The organism is Pseudomonas sp. NGC7 (assembly GCF_047159675.1).
GTDB lineage: Bacteria > Pseudomonadota > Gammaproteobacteria > Pseudomonadales > Pseudomonadaceae > Aquipseudomonas > Aquipseudomonas kermanshahensis.
The window spans coordinates 4,493,407-4,514,102 of sequence record NZ_BAAFZY010000001.1; the positions used below are offsets into that span (position 1 = coordinate 4,493,407).

Annotated in this window: 21 protein-coding genes and 1 riboswitch; of the genes, 8 read left to right on the forward strand and 13 right to left on the reverse strand. The window is 63.2% G+C overall.

The window, feature by feature from the left end:
* Positions 1-349: 349 nt before the first annotated feature.
* Entirely contained in the window at positions 350-1,483 is a 1,134-nt protein-coding gene (locus tag ACMCNM_RS20215) for an aminotransferase class V-fold PLP-dependent enzyme (RefSeq protein WP_412765268.1), read from the reverse strand.
* 196 nt (positions 1,484-1,679) lie between these two features.
* On the opposite strand from ACMCNM_RS20215, the gene ACMCNM_RS20220 reads away from it, so the two are divergent.
* Positions 1,680-2,399, forward strand: a complete 720-nt coding sequence (locus tag ACMCNM_RS20220; RefSeq protein ID WP_412765269.1) for a tellurite resistance TerB family protein — start codon at positions 1,680-1,682, stop codon at positions 2,397-2,399.
* An 87-nt stretch (positions 2,400-2,486) separates the two neighbouring features.
* On the opposite strand, the gene ACMCNM_RS20225 is transcribed toward ACMCNM_RS20220, so the two are convergent.
* On the reverse strand, positions 2,487-2,720 hold the full coding sequence (locus tag ACMCNM_RS20225; RefSeq protein ID WP_412765270.1) for a hypothetical protein: 234 nt from the start codon (positions 2,718-2,720) through the stop codon (positions 2,487-2,489).
* A 212-nt stretch (positions 2,721-2,932) separates the two neighbouring features.
* Between ACMCNM_RS20225 and ACMCNM_RS20230 the strand changes: the two genes are divergently transcribed.
* A complete protein-coding gene (locus ACMCNM_RS20230; protein WP_412765271.1) occupies positions 2,933-3,838 on the forward strand; it encodes an alpha/beta fold hydrolase in 906 nt (301 codons plus the stop codon).
* A gap of 20 nt (positions 3,839-3,858) precedes the next feature.
* On the opposite strand, the gene ACMCNM_RS20235 is transcribed toward ACMCNM_RS20230, so the two are convergent.
* From ACMCNM_RS20235 to ACMCNM_RS20250, 4 genes are read right to left on the reverse strand one after another with little or no spacing between them, the layout of a single operon-like run.
* A complete protein-coding gene (locus tag ACMCNM_RS20235) occupies positions 3,859-4,878 on the reverse strand; it encodes a FecCD family ABC transporter permease (RefSeq protein ID WP_412765272.1) in 1,020 nt (339 codons plus the stop codon).
* Positions 4,875-5,858 carry an ABC transporter substrate-binding protein gene (locus tag ACMCNM_RS20240; protein WP_412765944.1) on the reverse strand — a complete coding sequence of 328 codons (984 nt, stop codon included), beginning with the start codon at positions 5,856-5,858 and terminating at the stop codon, positions 4,875-4,877. The genes ACMCNM_RS20235 and ACMCNM_RS20240 overlap by 4 nt, the downstream gene beginning before the upstream one ends.
* Positions 5,840-6,625, reverse strand: a complete 786-nt coding sequence (locus ACMCNM_RS20245) for an ABC transporter ATP-binding protein (protein WP_412765273.1) — start codon at positions 6,623-6,625, stop codon at positions 5,840-5,842. The genes ACMCNM_RS20240 and ACMCNM_RS20245 overlap by 19 nt, the downstream gene beginning before the upstream one ends.
* A 46-nt stretch (positions 6,626-6,671) precedes the next feature.
* Entirely contained in the window at positions 6,672-8,810 is a 2,139-nt protein-coding gene (locus ACMCNM_RS20250; protein WP_412765274.1) for a TonB-dependent receptor, read from the reverse strand.
* 108 nt (positions 8,811-8,918) lie between these two features.
* A riboswitch (cobalamin riboswitch) is annotated at positions 8,919-9,126 on the reverse strand.
* Positions 9,127-9,251: 125 nt separating this feature from the next.
* Here ACMCNM_RS20250 and ACMCNM_RS20255 point away from each other — a divergent pair.
* A complete protein-coding gene (locus ACMCNM_RS20255; protein WP_412765275.1) occupies positions 9,252-10,598 on the forward strand; it encodes a cation:proton antiporter in 1,347 nt (448 codons plus the stop codon).
* A gap of 28 nt (positions 10,599-10,626) precedes the next feature.
* Here ACMCNM_RS20255 and ACMCNM_RS20260 read toward each other — a convergent pair whose 3' ends face one another.
* From ACMCNM_RS20260 to ACMCNM_RS20285, 6 genes are all read right to left on the reverse strand, one after another.
* Positions 10,627-11,013: an NUDIX domain-containing protein gene (locus ACMCNM_RS20260; protein WP_099429745.1), complete on the reverse strand. Its 387-nt coding sequence runs from the start codon at positions 11,011-11,013 to the stop codon at positions 10,627-10,629.
* Between the two features lie 333 nt (positions 11,014-11,346).
* Positions 11,347-11,706 (reverse strand): RidA family protein, encoded by a 360-nt coding sequence (locus tag ACMCNM_RS20265; protein ID WP_412765276.1) that lies wholly within the window; start codon positions 11,704-11,706, stop codon positions 11,347-11,349.
* Positions 11,707-11,837: 131 nt separating this feature from the next.
* A complete protein-coding gene (locus ACMCNM_RS20270; RefSeq protein ID WP_412765277.1) occupies positions 11,838-13,181 on the reverse strand; it encodes an ATP-binding protein in 1,344 nt (447 codons plus the stop codon).
* Entirely contained in the window at positions 13,157-13,822 is a 666-nt protein-coding gene (locus ACMCNM_RS20275) for a response regulator (RefSeq protein ID WP_412765278.1), read from the reverse strand. The genes ACMCNM_RS20270 and ACMCNM_RS20275 overlap by 25 nt, the downstream gene beginning before the upstream one ends.
* Positions 13,823-13,906: 84 nt before the next feature.
* A complete protein-coding gene (locus tag ACMCNM_RS20280) occupies positions 13,907-14,344 on the reverse strand; it encodes a hypothetical protein (protein WP_412765279.1) in 438 nt (145 codons plus the stop codon).
* A gap of 2 nt (positions 14,345-14,346) precedes the next feature.
* Positions 14,347-15,111, reverse strand: coding sequence for a hypothetical protein (locus ACMCNM_RS20285; protein WP_274888586.1), 765 nt, complete (start codon positions 15,109-15,111; stop codon positions 14,347-14,349).
* Between the two features lie 174 nt (positions 15,112-15,285).
* Here ACMCNM_RS20285 and ACMCNM_RS20290 point away from each other — a divergent pair, with 174 nt between their 5' ends.
* On the forward strand, positions 15,286-15,963 hold the full coding sequence (locus tag ACMCNM_RS20290; RefSeq protein ID WP_412765945.1) for an ATP-binding cassette domain-containing protein: 678 nt from the start codon (positions 15,286-15,288) through the stop codon (positions 15,961-15,963).
* The gene (locus tag ACMCNM_RS20295) at positions 15,960-16,754 is read left to right on the forward strand and encodes an ABC transporter permease (RefSeq protein ID WP_274888587.1); all 795 of its coding nucleotides are present in this window, start codon (positions 15,960-15,962) and stop codon (positions 16,752-16,754) included. The genes ACMCNM_RS20290 and ACMCNM_RS20295 overlap by 4 nt, the downstream gene beginning before the upstream one ends.
* Positions 16,755-16,789: 35 nt before the next feature.
* Here the strand turns inward: ACMCNM_RS20295 and ACMCNM_RS20300 are convergent, their stop codons facing one another.
* Positions 16,790-17,560: an IclR family transcriptional regulator C-terminal domain-containing protein gene (locus tag ACMCNM_RS20300; protein ID WP_412765280.1), complete on the reverse strand. Its 771-nt coding sequence runs from the start codon at positions 17,558-17,560 to the stop codon at positions 16,790-16,792.
* A gap of 281 nt (positions 17,561-17,841) precedes the next feature.
* Between ACMCNM_RS20300 and ACMCNM_RS20305 the strand changes: the two genes are divergently transcribed.
* The 3 genes from ACMCNM_RS20305 to ACMCNM_RS20315 are packed head-to-tail and all read left to right on the forward strand — an operon-like array spanning position 17,842 to position 20,693.
* Positions 17,842-18,651, forward strand: a complete 810-nt coding sequence (locus tag ACMCNM_RS20305) for a shikimate dehydrogenase family protein (protein ID WP_412765281.1) — start codon at positions 17,842-17,844, stop codon at positions 18,649-18,651.
* Positions 18,652-18,654: 3 nt separating this feature from the next.
* Positions 18,655-20,388: an FAD-dependent oxidoreductase gene (locus ACMCNM_RS20310; RefSeq protein ID WP_412765282.1), complete on the forward strand. Its 1,734-nt coding sequence runs from the start codon at positions 18,655-18,657 to the stop codon at positions 20,386-20,388.
* Positions 20,373-20,693, forward strand: coding sequence for an NIPSNAP family protein (locus ACMCNM_RS20315; protein WP_085273160.1), 321 nt, complete (start codon positions 20,373-20,375; stop codon positions 20,691-20,693). Before ACMCNM_RS20310 ends, ACMCNM_RS20315 begins: the two co-directional genes overlap by 16 nt.
* Positions 20,694-20,696 lie beyond the last annotated feature (3 nt).

Genomic DNA, 20,696 nt, shown 5'->3' on the forward strand with positions numbered 1-20,696 from the left:
CAAGGCTGATGGCTGCAGGTCGAGTTGTATTCATGGCTTGTCCTCCTTGTGAGGGAGGACAAGGATGGTCAGTTCGACGCAGAGGCGCTAACCGGACCATAGCTACCATTGCGAAAGTACTGCTATTGCTCATTTTCCGAGGCCGGCGCGAACCCTGTGTGCGGGTTTACCCCCAAAGCAGGCAACGCGAAGGATGGCACGGGCTTCGCACGTGTTCGCGGGTAAACCCGCTCCCACAAAAATCACCTCAGGCACGACTGGCAGCTTGGGGTCGATGACGGCCATTCACGACCGTCTGCTTTCGACTCCTAGCTGACAGCCGTAGCCGTGCTGCAGCCAAAAGGAGGGCTCAGTTCACCATCACTTCGTCCAGCGCCCGTTCAAGGGTGCTGACCGTGCGCTCGATATTGTGCAGTTTTTCGAGCCCGAACAGACCGATACGGAAGGTCTGGAAGTCGGCCGGTTCATCACATTGCAACGGCACTCCGGCGGCTATCTGTAGGCCGTGTTCTGCAAATTTTTTACCGTTCTTGATGTCGGGATCATCGGTGTAGCTCACCACTACACCCGGGGCCTGAAAGCCGGCTGCGGCCACGCTTTTGATGCCTCTGCCGGTCAACATGGCGCGGACTTGATCGCCCAGCGCCTGTTGTTCACCGCGCACCTTGTCGAAACCGTAGGCTTGCATCTCGTTCATCACGTCGTTGAATCGCGCGAGAGAATCGCTGGGCATGGTCGCGTGGTAAGCATGTCCGCCCTGTTCGTATGCCTGCATGATCTGAAGCCACTTTTTCAGGTCGCAGGCAAAGCTGCTGCTTTGCGTCTGCTCGATGCGTTCGAGGGCCAAAGCACTGAGCATCACCAGCGCGCAGCACGGGGAGGCGCTCCAACCTTTCTGCGGTGCGCTGATCAGCAGGTCGACTGCGCACTTGTCCATATCCACCCAAAGCGTGCCTGAGGCGATGCAGTCCAGTACGAACAGCCCCCCCACTGCATGCACAGCGTCGCCAATGGCCCGCAAGTAATCGTCGGGCAGGATAATCCCGGATGACGTTTCAACGTGTGGTGCAAAGACAAGCTGCGGCTTGTGCGCCTCAATGGTCGCCAACACTTCGTCCAGAGACGGGGGCGCGTAGGCTGGCTGGCGACCCGAGTCGATCGGTCGGGCCTTGAGCACCGTGGTAGCCGCCGGAATGTTGCCCATCTCAAGGATCTGGCTCCAGCGATAACTGAACCAACCGTTGCGGATCACCAGGCACTGCTGGCCGGTGGCAAACTGTCGCGCGACCGATTCCATGCCGAATGTACCGCTACCCGGCACTACTGCAACAGCCTGGGCGTTATAGACCTGTTTCAGGGTGCTGGAAATGTTCTTCATCACGCCTTGAAATGCCTGCGACATATGATTGAGCGAGCGGTCGGTGTAGACCACCGAATACTCAACCAGCCCCTCAGGATCAATACTTGGATAGAGCTTTGACATGCGGTAACTCCTTTGGCAGAGATGTCATTGGTATGGACCCAGTCCTAAGCCTTGGCAAATGAGAAGATTGATCGGGGTAGCTCGGGGCAAACCTGGCTAAGTAACGCTTAGCCGTCGGCCAAACGGTCATGGCGAATCGCCTTGAGGGGGCTATCGTTGCTTGTCTGGGCAACGACTACCGACCGAGGGCGGGGCGATGAACACCAGTGATCTTCTCGAACAGTTACTTCGGGCCGGGCAAGGCTCGCAAGCGCAACAAGGCAGCGGTGGCCTGTCATCGCAAGATGGCCTGGGCGGTTTAGGCGGCTTGCTGGGTGGTCTGCTTAACGGCGGCAGCGTCGCGGGTGGCGGTGGTGGCCTTGGCGGTCTACTGGGCGGCCTGTTGCGGGGTGGCGGCAGCGCTGGCGGCGTTAGCCAGGGGCGCGCCACGGGTGGCACCAATTACGCGGCCCTGGCGTCGCTGGGCATGATGGCGTTCCAGGCCTATCAAAGCTGGCAGCGCAGCCAGGCAGCAGCCCCGCAACAGGCCGTGCGTACTGTCGATCAATTGTCCGGCCTCGAGGCCGAGAGCCACAGCCATGCAATCTTGCGCGCGCTGATTGCGGCAGCCAAGGCTGACGGGCGCATCGACGAGCAAGAAGAACAGTTGATCTATGCAGAAATCAAACGCCACACCGGCGACCCGCAACTGCAGCAATGGCTGGATGACGAAGTCAGCAAACCCCTCGACGCTGCCGAAGTGGCACAGTCGGCACAGGACCCGGCCATGGCCGCGGAGATGTACCTAGCCAGCGTGATGCTGGTGGATGACCAGCAGGCCGCAGAGCGGGCCTACCTTGATGAACTGGCCAGCGCTCTACAAATCGACCCGACCTTGCAGGTGCACCTGGAACAACAGGCCAAGGGAGCCGCCTGACCGGGCTGAGATGCCTGCGCGATTTCATTAACCTTACGCCCGCGCAGGCATGGTCCCGAGCGTAAACAGCCTGTGAGGTTGTGCTGCTTAGCTTTCACCTTCCTGCACACTGACCCTCACGCCCGTGCTAGCGATTTCGTACTCGGATTCCGATATCTGCCGCACGGCCCCCCCGAATTGCATTTCAAAATGCACCGGACCTTCATGCCGAATCATTCCATTGGGCGAGCGCTCAACGGTCTCATCCTGATAAATGTTGATCACGTAGACCACATTATCCGTACCCACCCCGACTTTTTTCCCAACGTATTTATCCGCCATATCCGTTCGCCTTGAGTGAAACCTCACAGCGGCTGCACCTGGGATGCAGACCGTTAAAGCCTGTACGCAATGGCGCAAGCGGTCTGTGCGCTACCGTACAGACGCTTCGAATCAGATAGCCACCGCAGGCGAATTAGACAGGCTGGATGGTATCCTTCAGCGGTTTCAACCCGTTGGCGCTAGCGGACGGCGAACGACAAAAGGAAAATGTCATGCGTACACGCACCCTCCTCGCGGCATTCGGCGCCGCGTTCACGTTGCTGTCAGCCCCGGCATCGGCCACCCAGCCGGCACCTCTGACGCCCGCACAGGTGAACAAAGACCGCATTTCGGTAACGGTCGAAGGCAGCGGCCCAGATGTGATCTTGATCCCAGGTTTGGCGTCTTCCCGCGAGGTCTGGCGTGATCTGGCCACCCGCTTGCAGCGCAGCCACCGCCTTCATCTAGTACAGGTCGCAGGTTTCGCCGGCGCACCTGCGGTGTCCGACTCGCGTGGAGAAGTCGTGGCGCCGACGGCCGAGGCCATCGCTGACTACATCCGCACCCAGCACCTCAAGGCCCCGGTCATCATTGGTCACTCGTTGGGTGGCGAGGTGGCGCTGATGCTCGGCGCGCGTCACCCCGATCAGGTCGCGCGGCTGATGGTCGTCGACGCCCTGCCCTTCTACACACTGCTCATGAACCCTTTCGCAACCCGCGAGACAGCCGAACCGCAGGCGGCTGCATTCCGCGATTCGCTGCTGGCGTCAACGCCTGAGCAGGCTGAAGCCCTGCAGCGTGTATCCATTGCCCGCCTGGTAAAAAGCGAAGCAGCCCGGCCTGCGCTGCTTGCGGCGGCGACAAGCTCGGATCGGCAGACCACGGCGCAAGCCACTTACGAACTGATGACCACCGACCTGCGCCCAGAGCTTGATCGCATCCAGGTGCCGGTCGAGGTCGTCTATGCCTATGACCCGGTGTACGGCATCCCCGCGGCCAATGTCGAGGCGACCTTTCGCAACGCCTATGCCAACACTCCGCACATCAACTTCACGCGCATTGACGATAGCTTCCACTTCGTCATGCTCGACCAGCCAGAAGCGTTCGCCAACGTGGTCACTGATTTCCTGCAGCCCTAGCAGGCGCTTACCGCCGCCGTTCAGCGCTTGAGCAGGGCAATGAAAAACAGCCCGCCAAGCGCCGCGGTCGCAATGCCGATCGGCAGGTCTTGCGGGGCGATCAGGGTGCGTGCAGCCACGTCTACCCAGACCAGGAAAATCCCCCCCAGCAGTGCGCTCACCGGCATCAGCCGGCGGTTTTCCGCACCCACCAGCGCCCGCGCCATGTGCGGCACCATCAAGCCGACGAAGCCGATGGCACCGGAGAGCGACACCAGTACACCGGTCAGCAACGAGGTGCAGGTGAACACCTGCAGGCGCAGGCGTCGGCCGCTGAAACCCAGGCTCACTGCGGTCTGCTCACCGCTCATCAGCGCATTCAGCCCGCGCCCCATGACCTGCAAGGCAACCAGCCCCAGCACCACGCAAAGCGCCGGCAACCAGAGGACATGCCAACGCGCCGCCCCCAAGCCTCCCAGCATCCAGAACACCACCGAGGCGGCGGCGTGCTGGTCGCCCGTGTACAGCAGCAGGTTGACCACGGCCATCAACACGAACGACACGGCGACGCCCGCCAGCAGCAGGCGGTCGCTTTCCATGCGGCCATGGCGCCGCGCCACCGCGATCACCAGCAGCATGCTCGCCGCCGCGCCCATGAACGCCGCCAACGGCAGGCTGAAGGCGCCGATGAATTCGCCGAGGTAGAGCATCACCAACACCGCCCCCAACGCCGCGCCGGAGCTGACGCCCAGCAGGTGCGGGTCTGCCAGGGGGTTGCGGGTTACGGCCTGCAACGCCGTGCCGACCAGCGCCAAGCCTGCCCCCACCAAGGCCCCCAGTAAAACCCGGGGGGCGCGAATCAGCCAGACGATCTGCGCCTGGCTCTGGGACCACTCGCCTGACCCGGCGATGCCCAGTTGCTGGCCGACGATCCCGGCCACGTGGCCCAGCGGTACCGATGCGGGGCCGAATGCCAGGGCGATCAGGCACGACACCAGCAACAATGCTGTCAGCATCACGATCAACCACCGGTAGGCCACAGGGCTGTGCCCGACCCTCATTGAACGGCACCTTGGAACAGCTGCGGATGCAGAGCAGCAGCCAGCTTCTCGATGGCCAGGGCGTTCTCGACAGCGGGCGTTACCTCCAGGTAAGTCAGCACAATGAAGCGCTGCTCACGAATCGCCTGCACGTCTTTCAACGCCGGCTGGCGCAGCAAGAAATCGCGCTTCTGCTGCCAGGTGCTAGGGCCATAGTCGACGATCAGGATGACTTGCGGGTCGCGCTCCACCACACTCTCCCAGTTAACCTGGGTCCAACTGGCAGACACGTCTTCCATCACATTACGACCGCCTGCCGCCTCGATCAAAGCCTGGGGTACGCCCAGCCTTCCCGAGGTGGTCGGGCGGTCTTCGCCACTGTCGTACAGAAACACACGGGGTGCAGGCTGCGCGTGTTCGACCCGGCGCTGCACGTCACCGATGCGCGTGCGCATGTTCGCGATCAAGGCGTCGGCCTGGGGCTCGACGGAAAAAATCCGGCCTAGATTGCCCAGGTCGCGATAAACGTCATCCAGGCTGGCCCGTTGCTGGGCCATGACCCACGAACACGACTCGCTCAGCTCGTACACCGGGATACCGAACGGCGCGAGGGTGCTGGGCGTGACTGGCCCACCGACCTGCATGCCGTAGTTCCAGCCGGCAAAGAACAGGTCGGTTTCAGCCGCCAGCAAGGTTTCGATGGCGGGATAACGGCTGGCCAGCGGTGGTACGCCCTGCAGCGCTGCATCCACCCACGGGTCGCGGTGCTTGCTGGCAGTGAAGCCGGTGTAGCCGATGATGTGCTCGTGCAGCCCCAGGTGCAGCAGCATGGCGGTCATGTTCACGTCGTGCACCACGACCCGCTGCGGTGGCTGGGTGAACGTTATGTCGCGGTCACAGCTGCGCACGCTCAGGGGGTAAGCACTGGCCATCGCAGGCAACGCGGTCAGCATCGCCAACAGGCCGATCAGGTTGCGGATAGTCATGTTCGGGTGATCCAGGTAATGCGTGGGTAGGGATGCAGGGGATGCGGGTCGACCAGCGCCTCGACGCCGAAAACCTGCAGCAGCAGCGCGGGGGTCAGCACCTGCTGTGGCGTACCGCAGGCGACGATGCGCCCGCCATCGATGACGTACAGCCGATCGCAAAACGCAGCCGCCAGGTTGAGGTCGTGGAAGCTGGCCAGAATGCTCAGGCCCAGGCCACGCAGGTGCTGAAGCAGCTCCAGCTGGTAGCGTGGGTCGAGGTGGTTGGTTGGCTCGTCGAGTAGCAGCAGCTGCGGCGTCTGCACCAGCGCCCGGGCCAGCAGCACGCGCTGTTTCTCGCCGCCAGACAGGCTGGCAAAGGCCCGTTCGCTCTCGCCGCCAAGGCCGACTTGCGCCAGTGCCTGGGCCACTTGCCGGGCGTCCTCGGCCGTGTCGCCGTCGAACAAGCCCTTGTGCGGTGCGCGCCCCATCGCAACGATGTCGCCAACGCTCAAGCCAAACGCGTCGGGAAACTCCTGCAGCACCACCGCGATGCGTTGTGCGCTCCACCGTGCGCTGCGTTGCCAAAGGTCATCACCGCCAAGGCGCACACGGCCCTCGGCAGGTGCGTTGGCGCGGTAGGCGCACCGCAGCAGGCTGGTCTTGCCGCTGCCATTGGGGCCGATCAAGCCGACGAACTCGCCCTGTTCCACCCGCAGTTCCACGCCCTGCAGCAGCGGGCGCGGCGGCTGTCCCCGTTCAAGCAGGGCCCAGTCCAGGGCCTCGATGTGCAGTTGCGTCATGGGCATCACCTCCAGGAAGCACCGGCCAGGGGCCGGTGCGACAGGCTCAGAAGCTGTAGTCAGCCGTGACGAAGAACGAACGCGGTTCGCCCAGGTACCATTGCCGGCCGTTGTTACCCGTGGTGGTGACGTACTGGCGGTCGAACAGGTTGTTCAACTGCAGGCCCAGGGTCAGGTCCGGTTGCACGTGCCAGTCGATGTTGGCGTCAACCACGGTGTAGCTGGGCACCTCGACGGTGTTGGCGTTGTCGGCGTAGCGGCTGTCGACATAGCGCGCCCCGGCGCCGGCACTGAAGCGTTGGCCGAAGTCTTTGCTCAACCACAGGTTGGCGGAGCGGCGCGGCACGTTGATCGGCTGGTTGCCGGAGTAGTCGTTGGCGCCACTGGCAAACTCGTCATACTCCGCGCGCACCCAGGCGGCGTTGGCCGACAGCTGCACGTCGTACGGCAGGCGCAGTTCGAGGGTGGCCTCGATGCCGTCCGACGACTGTTGGCCGACCTGCTGTTGCAGCGTGGGGTTAAGCGGGTCGGTGCTCAGCAGCTTTTTCTTGACGATGTGATACGCCGCCAGGGTCCACTCGCCTCGCCCGTCAGGCAGCCTGTGCTTGATGCCGGCTTCGGTCTGTTTAGCGGTGCTCAGGTCCCATTGCTGCTGCGCGGCGTTGAGGGTGAGCAGGTTGCTCACACCTTCGGTACTGGTGGCGTACTGGCCATAAACCGACAGGTCCTCGGTCAGCGCGAACACCAGGCCGGCGCGCCAGTTGTCGCCAGACAAGCTGCGATCGGTGCGGGTATCGGCATCCAGGTCGTCGCGGTTCAGGTGCACCTGGTCGCGGCGTGCACCGGTGATCAACGACAGGCGCTCGGTGAGTTGCGTGCGGTTTTCGGCGAACAGCGAGAATTGCTTGGCCTGGTTGGCCTCGCGCGAGCGGTAAGGGTCGTCGCTGATGTACTCGCCCCCACCGGAACCGGACAACGGCACGGTATCGGTCAGGGTGTTGCCGAAGTCGTGCTTGCGCACGAAACGGATCGTGTTGTAGTCGGCGCCCACCACGGTCTGGCTGTCCAGGCCGAACAGTGGGTGTTGCAGGATGAACGACTGGCGATCGCCGAGCTGTTCCTGGGTCTGCTTGATGCTGATGAAGCTGCTGCGCCGCACCTGGTCGCCTGGCAGCCAGGTGTAGGTCTCGGCGTTGCGCCAGCGGCGCTGGGCCTTGAGGAAGTACAGCTGGTTGCTGGCGGTGAGGTTGTCGTTGATCACCCAGTCGGTGACCAGCCGCGTCGACTGGTCGTTGTAATGCACTTCGGCGTTGTCGACGTTGTAGTTGTGATCGCGCAGCGACTCGCGGTAATACCCGTCCACCAACGGCGTCCCCATGTACTGCTGCGGGTCTTGGTCTCCGTAGTCGTGGCTGAGGGTGAAGCTCAGTTCATCGCTGGGCTGCCAGCGCAGCGCGCCGCTGATGGCGAGGCTCTGCGAATCGCCCCGGTCGACCCAGCCGTTGCTGGCCAGCTTGTTGAGGTTCAGGCGGTAGCTCAAGGTGTCGGTCAGCGAGCCGCCGCTGTCCAGGGCCATCTGCCGACGGTCATCCGAGCCGTAGCCCAGGCGCAGGTGATTGCGGATTTCGCCTTCAAAGGGCTTCTTCGGCACGACGTTGACCACCGCACCGGTAGCGCCCTCCCCGTACAGCACCGAGGCCGGGCCGCGCAGCACATCGATGCGCTCGACCGACCAGGTATCGACCGGGAAGGTCACGGTGCCGGCGCCCACGTAAAGCCGGGTACCGTCGTACAACTGCATGGTCGAGCTGTGCCCGGTGAAGCCGCGGGCCGACAAGGCCGTGCCGCCGTTGCCAGGGGTGCCGATGAAGGTGATGCCGGGTGAACGGGTGACTGCGTCCTGCACCGTGGCGTTGTTGCGCGTGAGGATTTGCTCGGCACTGATACTGGTCACGCTGGCTGGGGTTTCCAGCGGCGTCAGGCCAAGCCGCGAACCACTGGTGCCTGGGGTATGCAGGTCGGGCTGAGGGTTGTGCTCGGCTGTGCCGGTAATGTCCGTGGCCGGTAGCGCCAGGGCGTTGTCCGCCTCGGCGGCGTGGGCGGCAACAGAGAGAAACACACAGGGCACCAGGCTGGCGTGCAGCAGCGTACCTGGCAGAGAACTGAACAGCGAATAACGGGACATGTCGTTCCACTTGAAGCAGGAATGAAAGAATCCCGGAGGGAACAACGCAAAGAGGAATCGCGGGCGAGCACGCCCACGGAAACCGGCCTGCGCCCGCCCACCGCGGGTTTGCCAAACGATGCTTCAGGCCGGTCTCCGGGCTCGCGAGGGTCATGAAGCCTTCACCTTCCCATGCCAGGGCACAGTGGTGTCTTGAATGCTTCGCTCGCATACCGTTGCGGGGGCAGCGCCGGACTGATCATCGAGCGATGACGAACCGGCTTCCCGTTTCACCCCATGCACGGCGGCAGGGGGCACCTGAAACAGGCGCGCAGATGACCATCAAAAGGCCGCTGCGTCAACAGGTAGGTGCACACTAAGCCGCTGCTCTGCGGCAGCAGCAACTAGACTGACTGTCTGCAACCGGCGCCCACACCCGACTCCCTGGAGGCAATTGCGCACATGAGCTTCATAGTCTGGGTGGCCATGCTCGGCGCAGTCTTGTTGCTGCTGGCGTTGACCTCCTCTTACCTGCGCTGGATCCCGGTCACGACCTCGGTCGTGTGCCTGGCACTGGGCGTCGCGCTGGGCCCCGGTGGCCTCGGCTTGCTGCAACTCGAGCTGCCCGATGCGCACGGCTGGATGGAGCACCTGACCGAGGTCGCCGTGCTGTTTTCGCTGTTCGTCAGCGGCCTCAAGCTGCGCCTGCCGCTGAGCAGCCGCAGCTGGCGGGTGGCGGTTTTCCTGGCTGGGCCGGTCATGCTGGCTTGCATCGCCGGGGTCAGCCTGGTGCTGCATTACGGCCTGAACCTGGGCTGGGGGGTGTCGGTGTTGATTGGCGCCATCCTTGCCCCGACCGACCCGGTGCTGGCCACCTTGGTCCAGGTCAATGACGCGCAGGACTACGACCGCGTGCGCTTCAGCCTGTCGGGTGAGGCAGGGCTCAACGATGGAGTCGCCTTTCCGTTCGTCATCCTGGGCTTGCTGCTTGTGCAGGGCGCAGCAGGCAGCCAATGGCTGACTGACTGGCTGTGGCAAGACGTGCTGTGGGCGGTGCCCGCCGGCTTGCTCAGTGGCTACTGGATGGGGCGCGGCCTAGGGCACCTGACCCTGTACCTGCGCACCCGGCACGAGGACAGCACCCTCTCGCCCAACGACTACCTGGCGCTGGCGCTGATCGCGATGGCTTATGTGGTCGCCGACCTGATCCATGGCTATGGGTTTCTCGCCGTGTTCGCTGCCGGGCTGGGCCTGCGACAGGCCGAAGTACACACCAGCCCCACCCCACAAGCGCCTGCAGAACACCTTGTGCAGCCGGTGGTTGGCCACCAGCATGTCGCACCGGAGCACGCGGTCAAAGGCGATATCGCCGCGCTGGAAGACACCCAGGTTGCAGCCGGCATCATGCTGGGCGACATGCTCTCGTTTGGTGGGCTTGTAGAGCGGGCGATGGAGGTGTTTCTGGTGACCTTGCTCGGTGTCGTGTTGATCGAGCACTGGGACTGGCGCGCACTGACCGTAGGCGCGGCGCTGTTCGTGTTCATTCGGCCACTGAGCACGCTGATTATCCCCGGGCGTAGTCTGCTGGACCTTCGCCAGCGCGGCATGCTGGGCTGGTTCGGCATACGCGGTATCGGCAGCCTTTACTACCTGTTCTACTCGGTAAACCACGGCCTGAGCGCCAGCGATGCCGCGGCCATCACCAACCTCACGCTGTCGGTGGTGGCGCTGAGTATTGTCGTGCATGGGGTGAGCGTGCAGCCTCTTCTGTCGCGTTATGAAGCTGGCCGAAAACGCCGTGACGGCTAACTAAGCGCCCTGCCCTGCGTGCCTCGGGTCAAGCACACAGCGCCGGCAGTTCGCTACGCAGCAGTGCCGCAGCGGCGGGCTTTAAGAGGGAGGTATTCAGTGCATCGCGCTCAATCCACTTGCAAGCGACGATCTCATTCTTCGGCACCGGTTTATCCTGATCGTCCAGCTGAAGGGTAAAAATGTAATGGAGGGTGTTACCGACTTGCAGCGTGCATAGCGCCACCAGGCGCTCACGGCAAATACCTGTTTCCTCTTTCAGCTCTCGGCTGGCGGCGTGCAACGGTGCCTCATTCGTGCCCACACCGCCCCCCGGAAAGCCCCATTTCCTGGCCTTTCTACGCACCAGGAGTATTTTGCCACTGCGAAAGCACAGCACCGTCGCTCTGCTCCTGAGGCTGCTCCTGTCAGACATGCCTACCTCCTACTTCCCAACACAACGCCCTGCGCTCGTAAGCGGGTAGCGTTATTCACTTGGATGCGAATATCGCGCCACTTTGAAAGCGGATAACCCTGCTTGAGAAAGCGTGGCCCGGGCAGTAGTTCCGTTCGGTAGGTAGAAGATTGCCCAGGCCTGTCGACATTGAAGGCATCTCGGTGCATGGCACCGGCTTCGCCGGTGTTCGCGGGGCAAGCCCGCTCCCACGTAATGCGTCAATTTTTAGAAATTGCGCAAGACAGTTGCCTACAGGCAAGCACTGCTCTCAAGGGCAGCGTTGTACCTGCGCGTTGGCTTGCCAGCGGGCGGTCAAGCGTCAGGGAGCGCTGCGATAATCGAGATTTCGACCAGAACGGCAGGGTCATACAACTTGGCTTGCACCGTCGCGCGCGCTGGCGCACACCCGTGCGGCAACCACTGGTCCCACACCTGATTCATCGCCGCGAAGTCGGCATCGATGTCCTTGAGGTAGAGGGTTGCGGACAAAATTCGTGTCTTGTCTGTGCCGGCCTGGTCGAGCAGTCGCTCGATGTTCTGCAAGGTTTCACGGGTTTGCTGCTGCACATCGCCCGCAAAATCGTTGGCAACCTCACCGGACAGGTACACGGTGCCTTGGTGCTTGACCACAAGGCTCATGCGAGCGTTAGTGTGCAGGCGTTCGATCGTCATCCTGATATTCCTTGTCGTGTCGAGATAGAAAACCACTGCGTCGTGCAGGCCCCCTGTTCTACCCATTAATGGATGTATTGTCCACGCGGGGCTTTTAGCCTAGATGCATTTCGACACCTTTCAGCGGCTTTTCACTGGGGCCAGCGCAAGCGCACACACCAGCCCTGCTGCCTGGCCGCATCGATAAAGCCAACGTCTATCTGCCCCCCGGTGCGTTGCACAATGGTCCGCACGATGGACAACCCCAACCCGGAACCTTCCTCCTGGTTTCCCTGCCCCCGATAGAACGGGTCGAACACCCGCTCCCATTCTTCGGGCGCGATGCCGGACCCGTCGTCACCGACGCACAGCTCTACCGCCTCCGCCGTTTGCTGCATCGACACTTCGACATGCCCCGCCTCGGGCGCGTGGCGAATGGCGTTTTCGACCAGATTCTTGACCACTGCGCGAAGCTCGACTTCACGGATGGTCAGGCGCACATCATCCCCTTCGACGCCAATGTCGAGCTGCTTTCGCTCCGCCAGCGGCATCAGGTCTTCCAGCACCAAGCGGCAAACTTCATGTACCGACACACTGCCGGAGGGCTCTGCACCCAGCTGAGCGCCCGCCAGGGCAAGCAACTGCTCGACCAGTTTGCGGCTCCTGCCGATACCCTGGCGGAGCTGGCTGACTTTGGCCTGGGCTTGCGGGGACATCGGTTCGGACGCCAGCCCCTCGCTCTGCAGGGACAACGCTGTGAGGGGTGTGCGCAGCTCATGGGCTGCATCTGCAACAAATCGCTGCTGGCCCTCCAGCGTGCGCGCGACACGCGCCAGCAGCCGATTGATCGCATGCACGAAGGGGCGGATTTCACTGGCCAGGGCTTGATCATCGATGGGACGCATGTCTTGATCCTCTCGGCTATCGAGCTTCGCCGCCAACGCGGTGACGGGCTTGAACAGCTTGCGGATCAGGTCGGCAACCACGAGCAGCAGCGTCGGAAAGAGAATGGCGAATGGCAGCAATGCTCGCCAGGCACTGTCGCGTGCATCACGGTTGCGGCTGCCGATTTCCTGGGCCACCACGAAGCGCGCCCCTGAGGCGTCTTTGCCGACCCACACGCGAAAGGGCTCGTCACCCACCTGCAGGGTGGACAAACCATCGGCGACCGTGACGGGAATAGGCAGCGGCAGCCGGCTGTCATCGCCATGGCTTGCCTTGGCGCCATCCGCCAGGTACTGAATCACGATCCGGGTTTCTTCGTCGTCTTCGGCCGCAATGGCCTGGTTGTCGCCGTAGTAAAACGTCAGGCCCTGTCGCGTATGCAACGCCGCGACTTGGCGCAGGCTGTTATCCTGGAACTCCAGTGCTTCATCGTAGGCCGACACATAGCTGAACAAGCCGGTCAGGGTCGCCACCAGCAGAATCGCAATCGTCAGCGCCAACGACAGCCGCAGTTGCAGCGAGTACTTCAGACGTCTTTTGAGACCATCCATCCCAGCCCCCTGACATTGCGGATGACATCCTTGCCCAGTTTGCGGCGCAAACCGTGGATCAGAAACTCCACGGCGTTACTCTCGACTTCGTTGCCCCAGCCGTAGAGCCTGTCTTCGAGCTCCGCACGCGACAGGATCGCGCCGGGCCGTACCAACAATGCCTGCAACAGCGTGAATTCACGGTTGGACAACTGCACGGCGTCCTGGCCTGGCACCCACGCGCATTTTGCGGCCGGGTCCAGGGTCACCCTGCCGTTACCCAGCTCGGGCGCCGCACGCCCGCCTTTTCGGCGCATGACCGCACGCATTCTGGCCAGCAACTCGGCCATCTCGAAGGGCTTTTGCAAAAAGTCATCCGCGCCGCCATCCAGGCCACGCAAGCGGTCATCCAGGCCTGACCGGGCCGTGATGATCAGCAACGGCACCGGGTTGTCCGCTGCTCGCAGGTGTTGCAGCACCTGCAAGCCGTCCTGCCCAGGCAACCCTAGGTCGAGCAGGACTTGGTCGTAGGCGTGCGTACGCAGTGCCGCCTCCGCCGTGAGGCCATTATCGACCCAGTCCACGGCATACCCCGCTGCTTCCAGTGCATCCTGTAATGCCTGCGCAATCATGGTGTCGTCTTCGACCAACAGAATTCGCATGGCGTCTCCCTCGGTGCCAACCTTTGAGGGAACGATAGCCTCCCCGGTATCTACAGGAAAGCTGTCGTCCCGCTCCAGCCCTGCTTAGCCCTGTCGCGGGCCCTGCAAGGTATCGAAGGCCTTGAGCAGGTCACTCATCGCCGCCTTGCAATCGCCCTGCTGTGGCTGGCCTGCCCGCAGCGCATCGAGCGAATGATCGATGGCTTTGTCCAACAGGTGCCAGTCACTGGCAGCACGCGGCTTGATGCCCGCCTCGGCATCGTCCCAGGCCTTTTCCAGGTCTTTGATGCGCGCCTTGGCGCCAGGCAGGTCCTGGGCGTCCACCTTCGCCGCGACGTCCTCGGCGATAACCCGAAATGCGCTCAGGTCACCGAGCTTGCTGGGGGCATGAACCCCAGCGGTAGGCTGTTGCGGGTCATCTGCCTTGGAGCAGCCTTGGGTGATGCCGAGTACCGAGGCCAGGCAGGCGACCGCCAAGGCAAAGCGCAGTGTGCGTTGTGAAATCATGGATAAGTACCTCATGTTCAAGGGGCGAGCCGCCGGGACTGGGCGGCACCGATCTGGGCGACGCCAACCAGGATGAAGATGACGCAGAGGAATATCGCGCTGGTCCAGGTAGCGCCCATGCCGAGGCCTCCATAGGCGTGTGCCTGGGTAAGCAGGTCGCCGAGGGATGCGCCCAGGGGGCGGGTAAGGATGTAGGCGACCCAGAACACCAGCACCGTATTGACGCCCAGCCGCCAGGCAATCAGGCAGGCGGCGATCAAGGCGCCGAAAATCAGCGTACCGATGCCAAAGCCCAGGCCCAGTGCCTCAGTCGCTAGGTCGCCACCTGCGGTGCCCAGGGCAAAGGTGCAAAGCACCGTGCTCCAATAGAACCACTCGCGCCGGGCGGTGACGATGTGACGAATCGAAAGGTTGCGCTCCAACGCGTACCAGGCTGCAAAATTGGCCATCAACAGCACTGAAAACACGGCGGTGCTGGTGTAGAGGCTGACATCCAGCACATCGGTCAGGATATCGGTGATCTGGGTCCCCAGAATGCTCACCAGCACAACGCACAACCAGTAAATCCAGGGCTCGCATTCGCGCTTGCGCAGCTGGAGCGCCAGCGCGGCGCTCAGCAGCAAGGCCATCACCACGCTGGTGATGCCCAGCCCCCAACCGACATCGACGGCCAGGAAGTCGGCAAACGTCTCGCCCACGGTGGTGGACATGATCTTGATGATCCAGAAGGACAACGTCACTTCCGGGACTTTATTCAGCCAGCCTGTGCTCACTGTATTCATCGCAAGTACCTCCTCGGATCCTGTCGCGGTCAGGAGGCACATTACGGATGAAAACTTAGCTGGGCCTGAGCTGCGCAGGCTGGTTGTCGGGCGCGGCCTCTGCGACACTGGCCCGGCCAACGATGATTGACCCAGGAAGGCCTCGTGTCCTCACCCCCCTCAGTTGCGCAGCACCTGCCAGTGCTGATCGAAGCCAAGCACCTGAGCCGCGTGGCGGCCTCAGGCAGCCCGCCATTGCTCGCACCGACCGACTTTTCGCTGTGCGCAGGCGAGCGTGTGGCGGTCAGTGGCAACTCAGGCTCGGGCAAAAGTGTCCTGCTTCGCTTGCTGGCGCTGCTGGATGCACCCAGCACCGGCGAAGTCCGGTGGATGAACAGCGCCCTCGCCGCCCAGTCGATCCCCCACTACCGCTCATGTGTCTGTTACCTGGCACAACGGCCTGCGCTGGTGGAAGGTTCAGTCATGGACAACCTGCAGATGCCCTTCAGGCTCAAGTCGCTGCGCCACCGCCGTTTCGACAGCCGCGTGCTCGATGAGCTGCTGGGCCAGGCCGAAAAACCCCAGGGCTTTCTGGACAAGCTGGCCACCGACCTGTCGGGCGGCGAAGCACAACTGGTTGCGTTGATTCGCGTGCTGCTGCTGGAACCCCAGGTGATCCTGTTCGACGAACCCACTTCAGCGCTAGACCCGCGCTCGGCAGCCGCCGTGGAACGGCTGGTGATGAACTGGTTCAACGCATCCAGGCATTCGCGTGCCTATATTTGGGTATCGCATGATCGTGAACAGGCCCGGCGCATGTGCACCCGCCAGATGAGCATGCGGCAAGGTGTGCTTTGCGAGAACATCACATGACCTATCAGAACCTCTCTTATGCGGACCTGGCGATTGCGTCGTTGCTCATCCTGATCAATGGCGTGCTGTCCGTTCTGTTGAAGCTGCAACTGGAGCGGCAATTGCTGTGGGCCGCCCTGCGCACCGTGGTTCAACTATTGGCGATCGGTTACATACTGGGCTGGGTTTTCCAGTTTGCCGAGTGGTATGTGGTACTGCCCTTGATGCTGGCCATGACGCTTGTCGCAGGCAGCTCTGCAGCCGGGCGCGGCAAGCATCGTCACCGCGGCTTGCTCGTCGACAGCATCATCTCTGTCTGGCTGAGCGCTTGGCTGGTCACGGCCATCGGCCTGTTCGTGGTGCTGAAGGTACACCCCTGGTACACCCCCCAGTACGCCATCCCTATCCTCGGGATGGTGCTCGGCAACACGCTCACAGCCGTGTCATTGGGCATCGACCGCATGACACGCGAGCTCACTACCAACCGCGCCACCGTGGAAACGGTCCTGAGCCTGGGCGGTACCCGCTGGGAGGCGGCTCAAGCCGCTGCTGCGCAGGCGGTGAAAGCCGGCATGATGCCAACCCTGAACCAGATGACAGTGGTTGGCATCGTCAGCCTGCCTGGGATGATGACCGGCCAGATCCTCGCCGGGCAAAGTCCGGCAGAGGCCGTCCGTTACCAGATCGTCATCATGTTCCTGATCGCCGCAGCCTCGGGGCTGGGGACCGTGTGCGCGGTGTTGCTGACGTTCCGGCGACTGTTTTCGGCCTCACACCAGTTCATGTCGCACAGGCTCTCGAAGCAGAAGTAATACCCTACAAACGCGCTGAACGTTATACGCAGCAGTCAGCCCACCACCGGCTTCAACAACGCCTGCGCCTCGTAGAGCGGTGGCAGGTAGCGCAGCCGTATCTCGTCAACGCTCAACCGCGAGGCGTGGGTGGTGATCGTCAGGGTCGCCTTCAGCAGGCCGCTACGGTCCAGCAGCGGTACCCCCAGCACCCGCATGCCGATTTCGTATTCCTGGTCGACGATGCAGTAGCCCTGCTGGCGCACGCGCTGCAGCTCAGCTTCCAACAGTACCCGGTCAGTCTGGGTATAGGGCGTGAGCGGACGGAGCGGGTTGCGTGAGAAGTAGTCATTGAGCGCGGCCTCCTCCAGCGCCGCCAGCCAGACTCGCCCGCCGGCGGTGCAGTACATCGGCACCCGCGAGCCGGGCCTGATCGACAACGAGGCGATGTGGCTGTAGCGGCTGCGCACCAGGTGGATGATTTCATCGCCGTCACGGGTGCCGACCGAGACATGCTCCTGGGTCTGCCGCGCCACCTGCTCGACGATGGGCCGCAGCATGCGCGGCAACTGTGCCGAATCCACGTAGGCCTGGCCGATGCGCAGCGCCTTGGGCGTGAGCCAGTACTGGCGGCTGTCGGTGTCGGCAAAGCCTTCGTGTACCAACGTCAGCAGGAAGCGGCGCGCGGCACTGGGGGTAAGGCCCGATTGCCTGGCTGCCTGCGGCACGGTCAGGCGTGGCTGATCGACGCTGAACAGTTGCATCAATGCCAGGCCTTTCTGCAAGCCCGCGATCAAGTCGCGGGGGTGGATATCGGGTTTGTCCATGGGGGTTCTCCAGTGATGCGCGAGCCCGGGTAGGAGCAGCCTTGTGCTGCGAAGAGGCCGGTGGCAACACCCTCGATCTTCGCTGTTTTTACTGGCCTCTTCGCAGCACAAGGCTGCTCCTACAGTGAGGGAGCGTGTTTATGACGGACATTTATTGGTATTACCCGCCAATAATCGCTACCTGACTGCGATTATCGCACTACCCGCCCGACAAGCGCATTTTCCCGCGCCCTGCACCCGGTCACCCTTGCTGCACAACAACAGCAAGCACGGAGGTCAGCATGATTCGGGGTTCGACAGAACTGGTCGCCATCGTCGGTTCACCCATCGCCCAGGTGAAATCGCCTGAAAACTTCAACACCTGGTTCGCCAGCAACGGCTGCGACCTGGCAATGCTCCCCATCGACCTGCAAGAGACTGCGCTGGAAGCCTTTGTCGGCAGCCTGCGCGGCTGGCAGAACCTGCGCGGATGCGTGGTCACCGTGCCTTACAAACAGGCACTGGCCGCACGCCTGGACGGCCTCAGCGCACGCGCCGCCGCACTGGGTTCGGTCAACGTGGTGCGCCGCCACAGTGACGGCCGCCTGCTCGGCGACAATGTCGACGGCGCAGGCTTTCTTGGCGCCACACGCAAACAGGGCTTTCAACCGGCAGGCAAACGCGCGCTGGTGATTGGTTGTGGTGGGGTGGGCAGTGCAATTGCCTATGCACTGGGCGAAGCGGGCGTGCGCCAGATCATCCTGAGCGACCCCAGCACTACCCGCGTTGGCGCGCTTTGCGAAGTACTCGGCACGGCCTTCCCCAGTCTCGAAATCGCCACCCACTACCGCTCGCTGGAAGCGTTCGACGTGGTGGTCAACGCGTCGCCGGTTGGCATGGGCAGCACCGATGAGTTGCCGCTACCAGCGCCGATGCTGACAACCCTGCAACCCTCCACGTTGGTTGCCGACGTGGTCACCTCGCCAGAAATCACCCCGCTGTTGCAGCAGGCACGCGACCGGGGCTGTGCGATCCAGACTGGCCCGCAGATGGCCTTTGCCCAACTCGGCCACCTCGGCGCCTTCATGGGCGTCACCCCGCAGGAGATCTGAGCCATGGCCGCTACCGAACACGCGCAACCAGTGTACGACTTGGTGGTCCTCGGCAGTGGTGCCGGGGGCTTTGCCGCCGCCGCCACGGCCGCCAGCCTTGGCCTGAAGGTACTGATCGTGGAGAAAGCCGACACCTTCGGCGGCACGTCGGCGATTTCCGGCGGTGCGGCGTGGGTGTATGGCACCGATCAAGCCCGTGCAGCCGGCGCCAAAGACTCCCCCGAAGCCATGCGCACCTACCTGAAAACCGTGATTGGTGCCGGCTACAACGCACCGCTGGTAGACGCCTTCATTGCACGCGGGCATGAAGCGCTGCGCTGGCTGGAGCGCCACACCGAACTGCGCTATGCCCTGCGCCCGCACTCGCCGGACTATTACCCGGATGAGCCCGGCGCCACCCAGTTCGGCCGGGCGCTGGAAATGGTCGAGTACGACGGCCGCCGCCTTGGCCCGCGCTTCAAGGACCTTAAAATGCCGCCGCCGGGCATGCTGTTGTTCGGCGGGATGATGGTCAACCGTGTGGATATCCAGCATTTTCTTGGCCTGCGCAAATCACCACGCTCCCTGTGGCATTGCCTGAAGCTGATGGCGCGCTATGCGTTGGACCGCCTTCGCCACCACCGTGGCACCCGCCTGACCACCGGCAATGCGCTGATTGCACGCCTGGCCACCACGGCATTTGCCCACGGGACGCAACTGTGGCTGCGCAGCGAGGCTAAGGCGCTGATCGTCGAGCACGGCGCGGTGACTGGCGTGGTGGTGCAGCACGAAGGCCGGCGCGTGCAGGTGCGTGCCCGGGGTGGCGTGGTCTGCGCCATGGGCGGCTTTGCAGCCGGCGAACTGGCTGCCGCCTACCGCCCGGGCGTTAATGCGCCGCACCTGACCATGTCGCCGCCAACCAACGACGGCGCCGCGCTGCACCTGGGTGAAGCGGTGGATGCTGCCTACGGCGAGGGGCTGGCCGCCAACTTCTTCTGGGCACCCGTTTCCGAGTTGCGCCATGCCAATGGTGAGCGCGAACGCTTCCCGCACCTGGTCACCGACCGTGCCAAACCGGGGGTGATCGCGATCAACCCGGCCGGGCAGCGCTTCGTCAACGAGTCGAACTCCTACCATCACTTCGTGCAGACCATGTTCGCCAGCAACCTCACCACCTGCTGGCTGATCTGCGACGCCGAGGCCATGAACCGCTACGGCCTGGGCCTGGCACGCCCGAAACCTGTGAACAACGCGGCACTGATCGACGCCGGCTACCTGTACCGCGCCGACACACCCCGCGCCCTGGCCGAGGCCATCGGCGTCGACCCTCAGGCATTGCAGGCGACGCTGGAGCGCTTCAACGCCGACGCCCGCAACGGCATCGACCGCGCATTCGACAAAGGCGGCAACAGCTACAACCGCTACATGGGCGACCCGCATCACACGCCCAACCCCTGCCTCGCGCCCCTGGTCAAGGCGCCGTTCTACGCCATCCAGCTCCACACCGGCGACCTGGGCTCGGCACGCGGCCTGGTGACCGACGCTCATGCCAACGTGCTCAACCGCGCCGGCACGCCGGTTGCCGGCCTTTATGCAACGGGCAACGACATGAACTCATTGATGAACGGCACCTACCCCGGGCCAGGCATCACCCTTGGCCCTGCCCTCACCTTCGGCTGGATCGCCGCCAGCCATATTGCCAACCGCCTGCAGGCGCAGGCCCACCCTATGGAGACAAACGCATGTACTACGAACTGAGAACCTACACCCTCGACCCACTGAAGATGGCCGACTGGCTGGCCCTGTACCAAAGCCACGCGCTGGCGGTGCAGAGCGAGCACCTGGGCAAGCTGGTCGGTTTCTTTACCAGTGAATTCGGCGAGGTCAACCAAGTGGTGCACCTGTGGGCCTACACCAGCCTCGACGACCGCATGCAGCGCCGCGCGGCGATGGCGGCGGACCCGCGCTGGGCGGAGTTCTCGCAGCGCAATCGCGAGCTGGGCGCAGTGTTACGGTTGCAGTCGCGGTTGATGCGGCCAACCGGCTTTTCGCCGCTGCAGTAACTG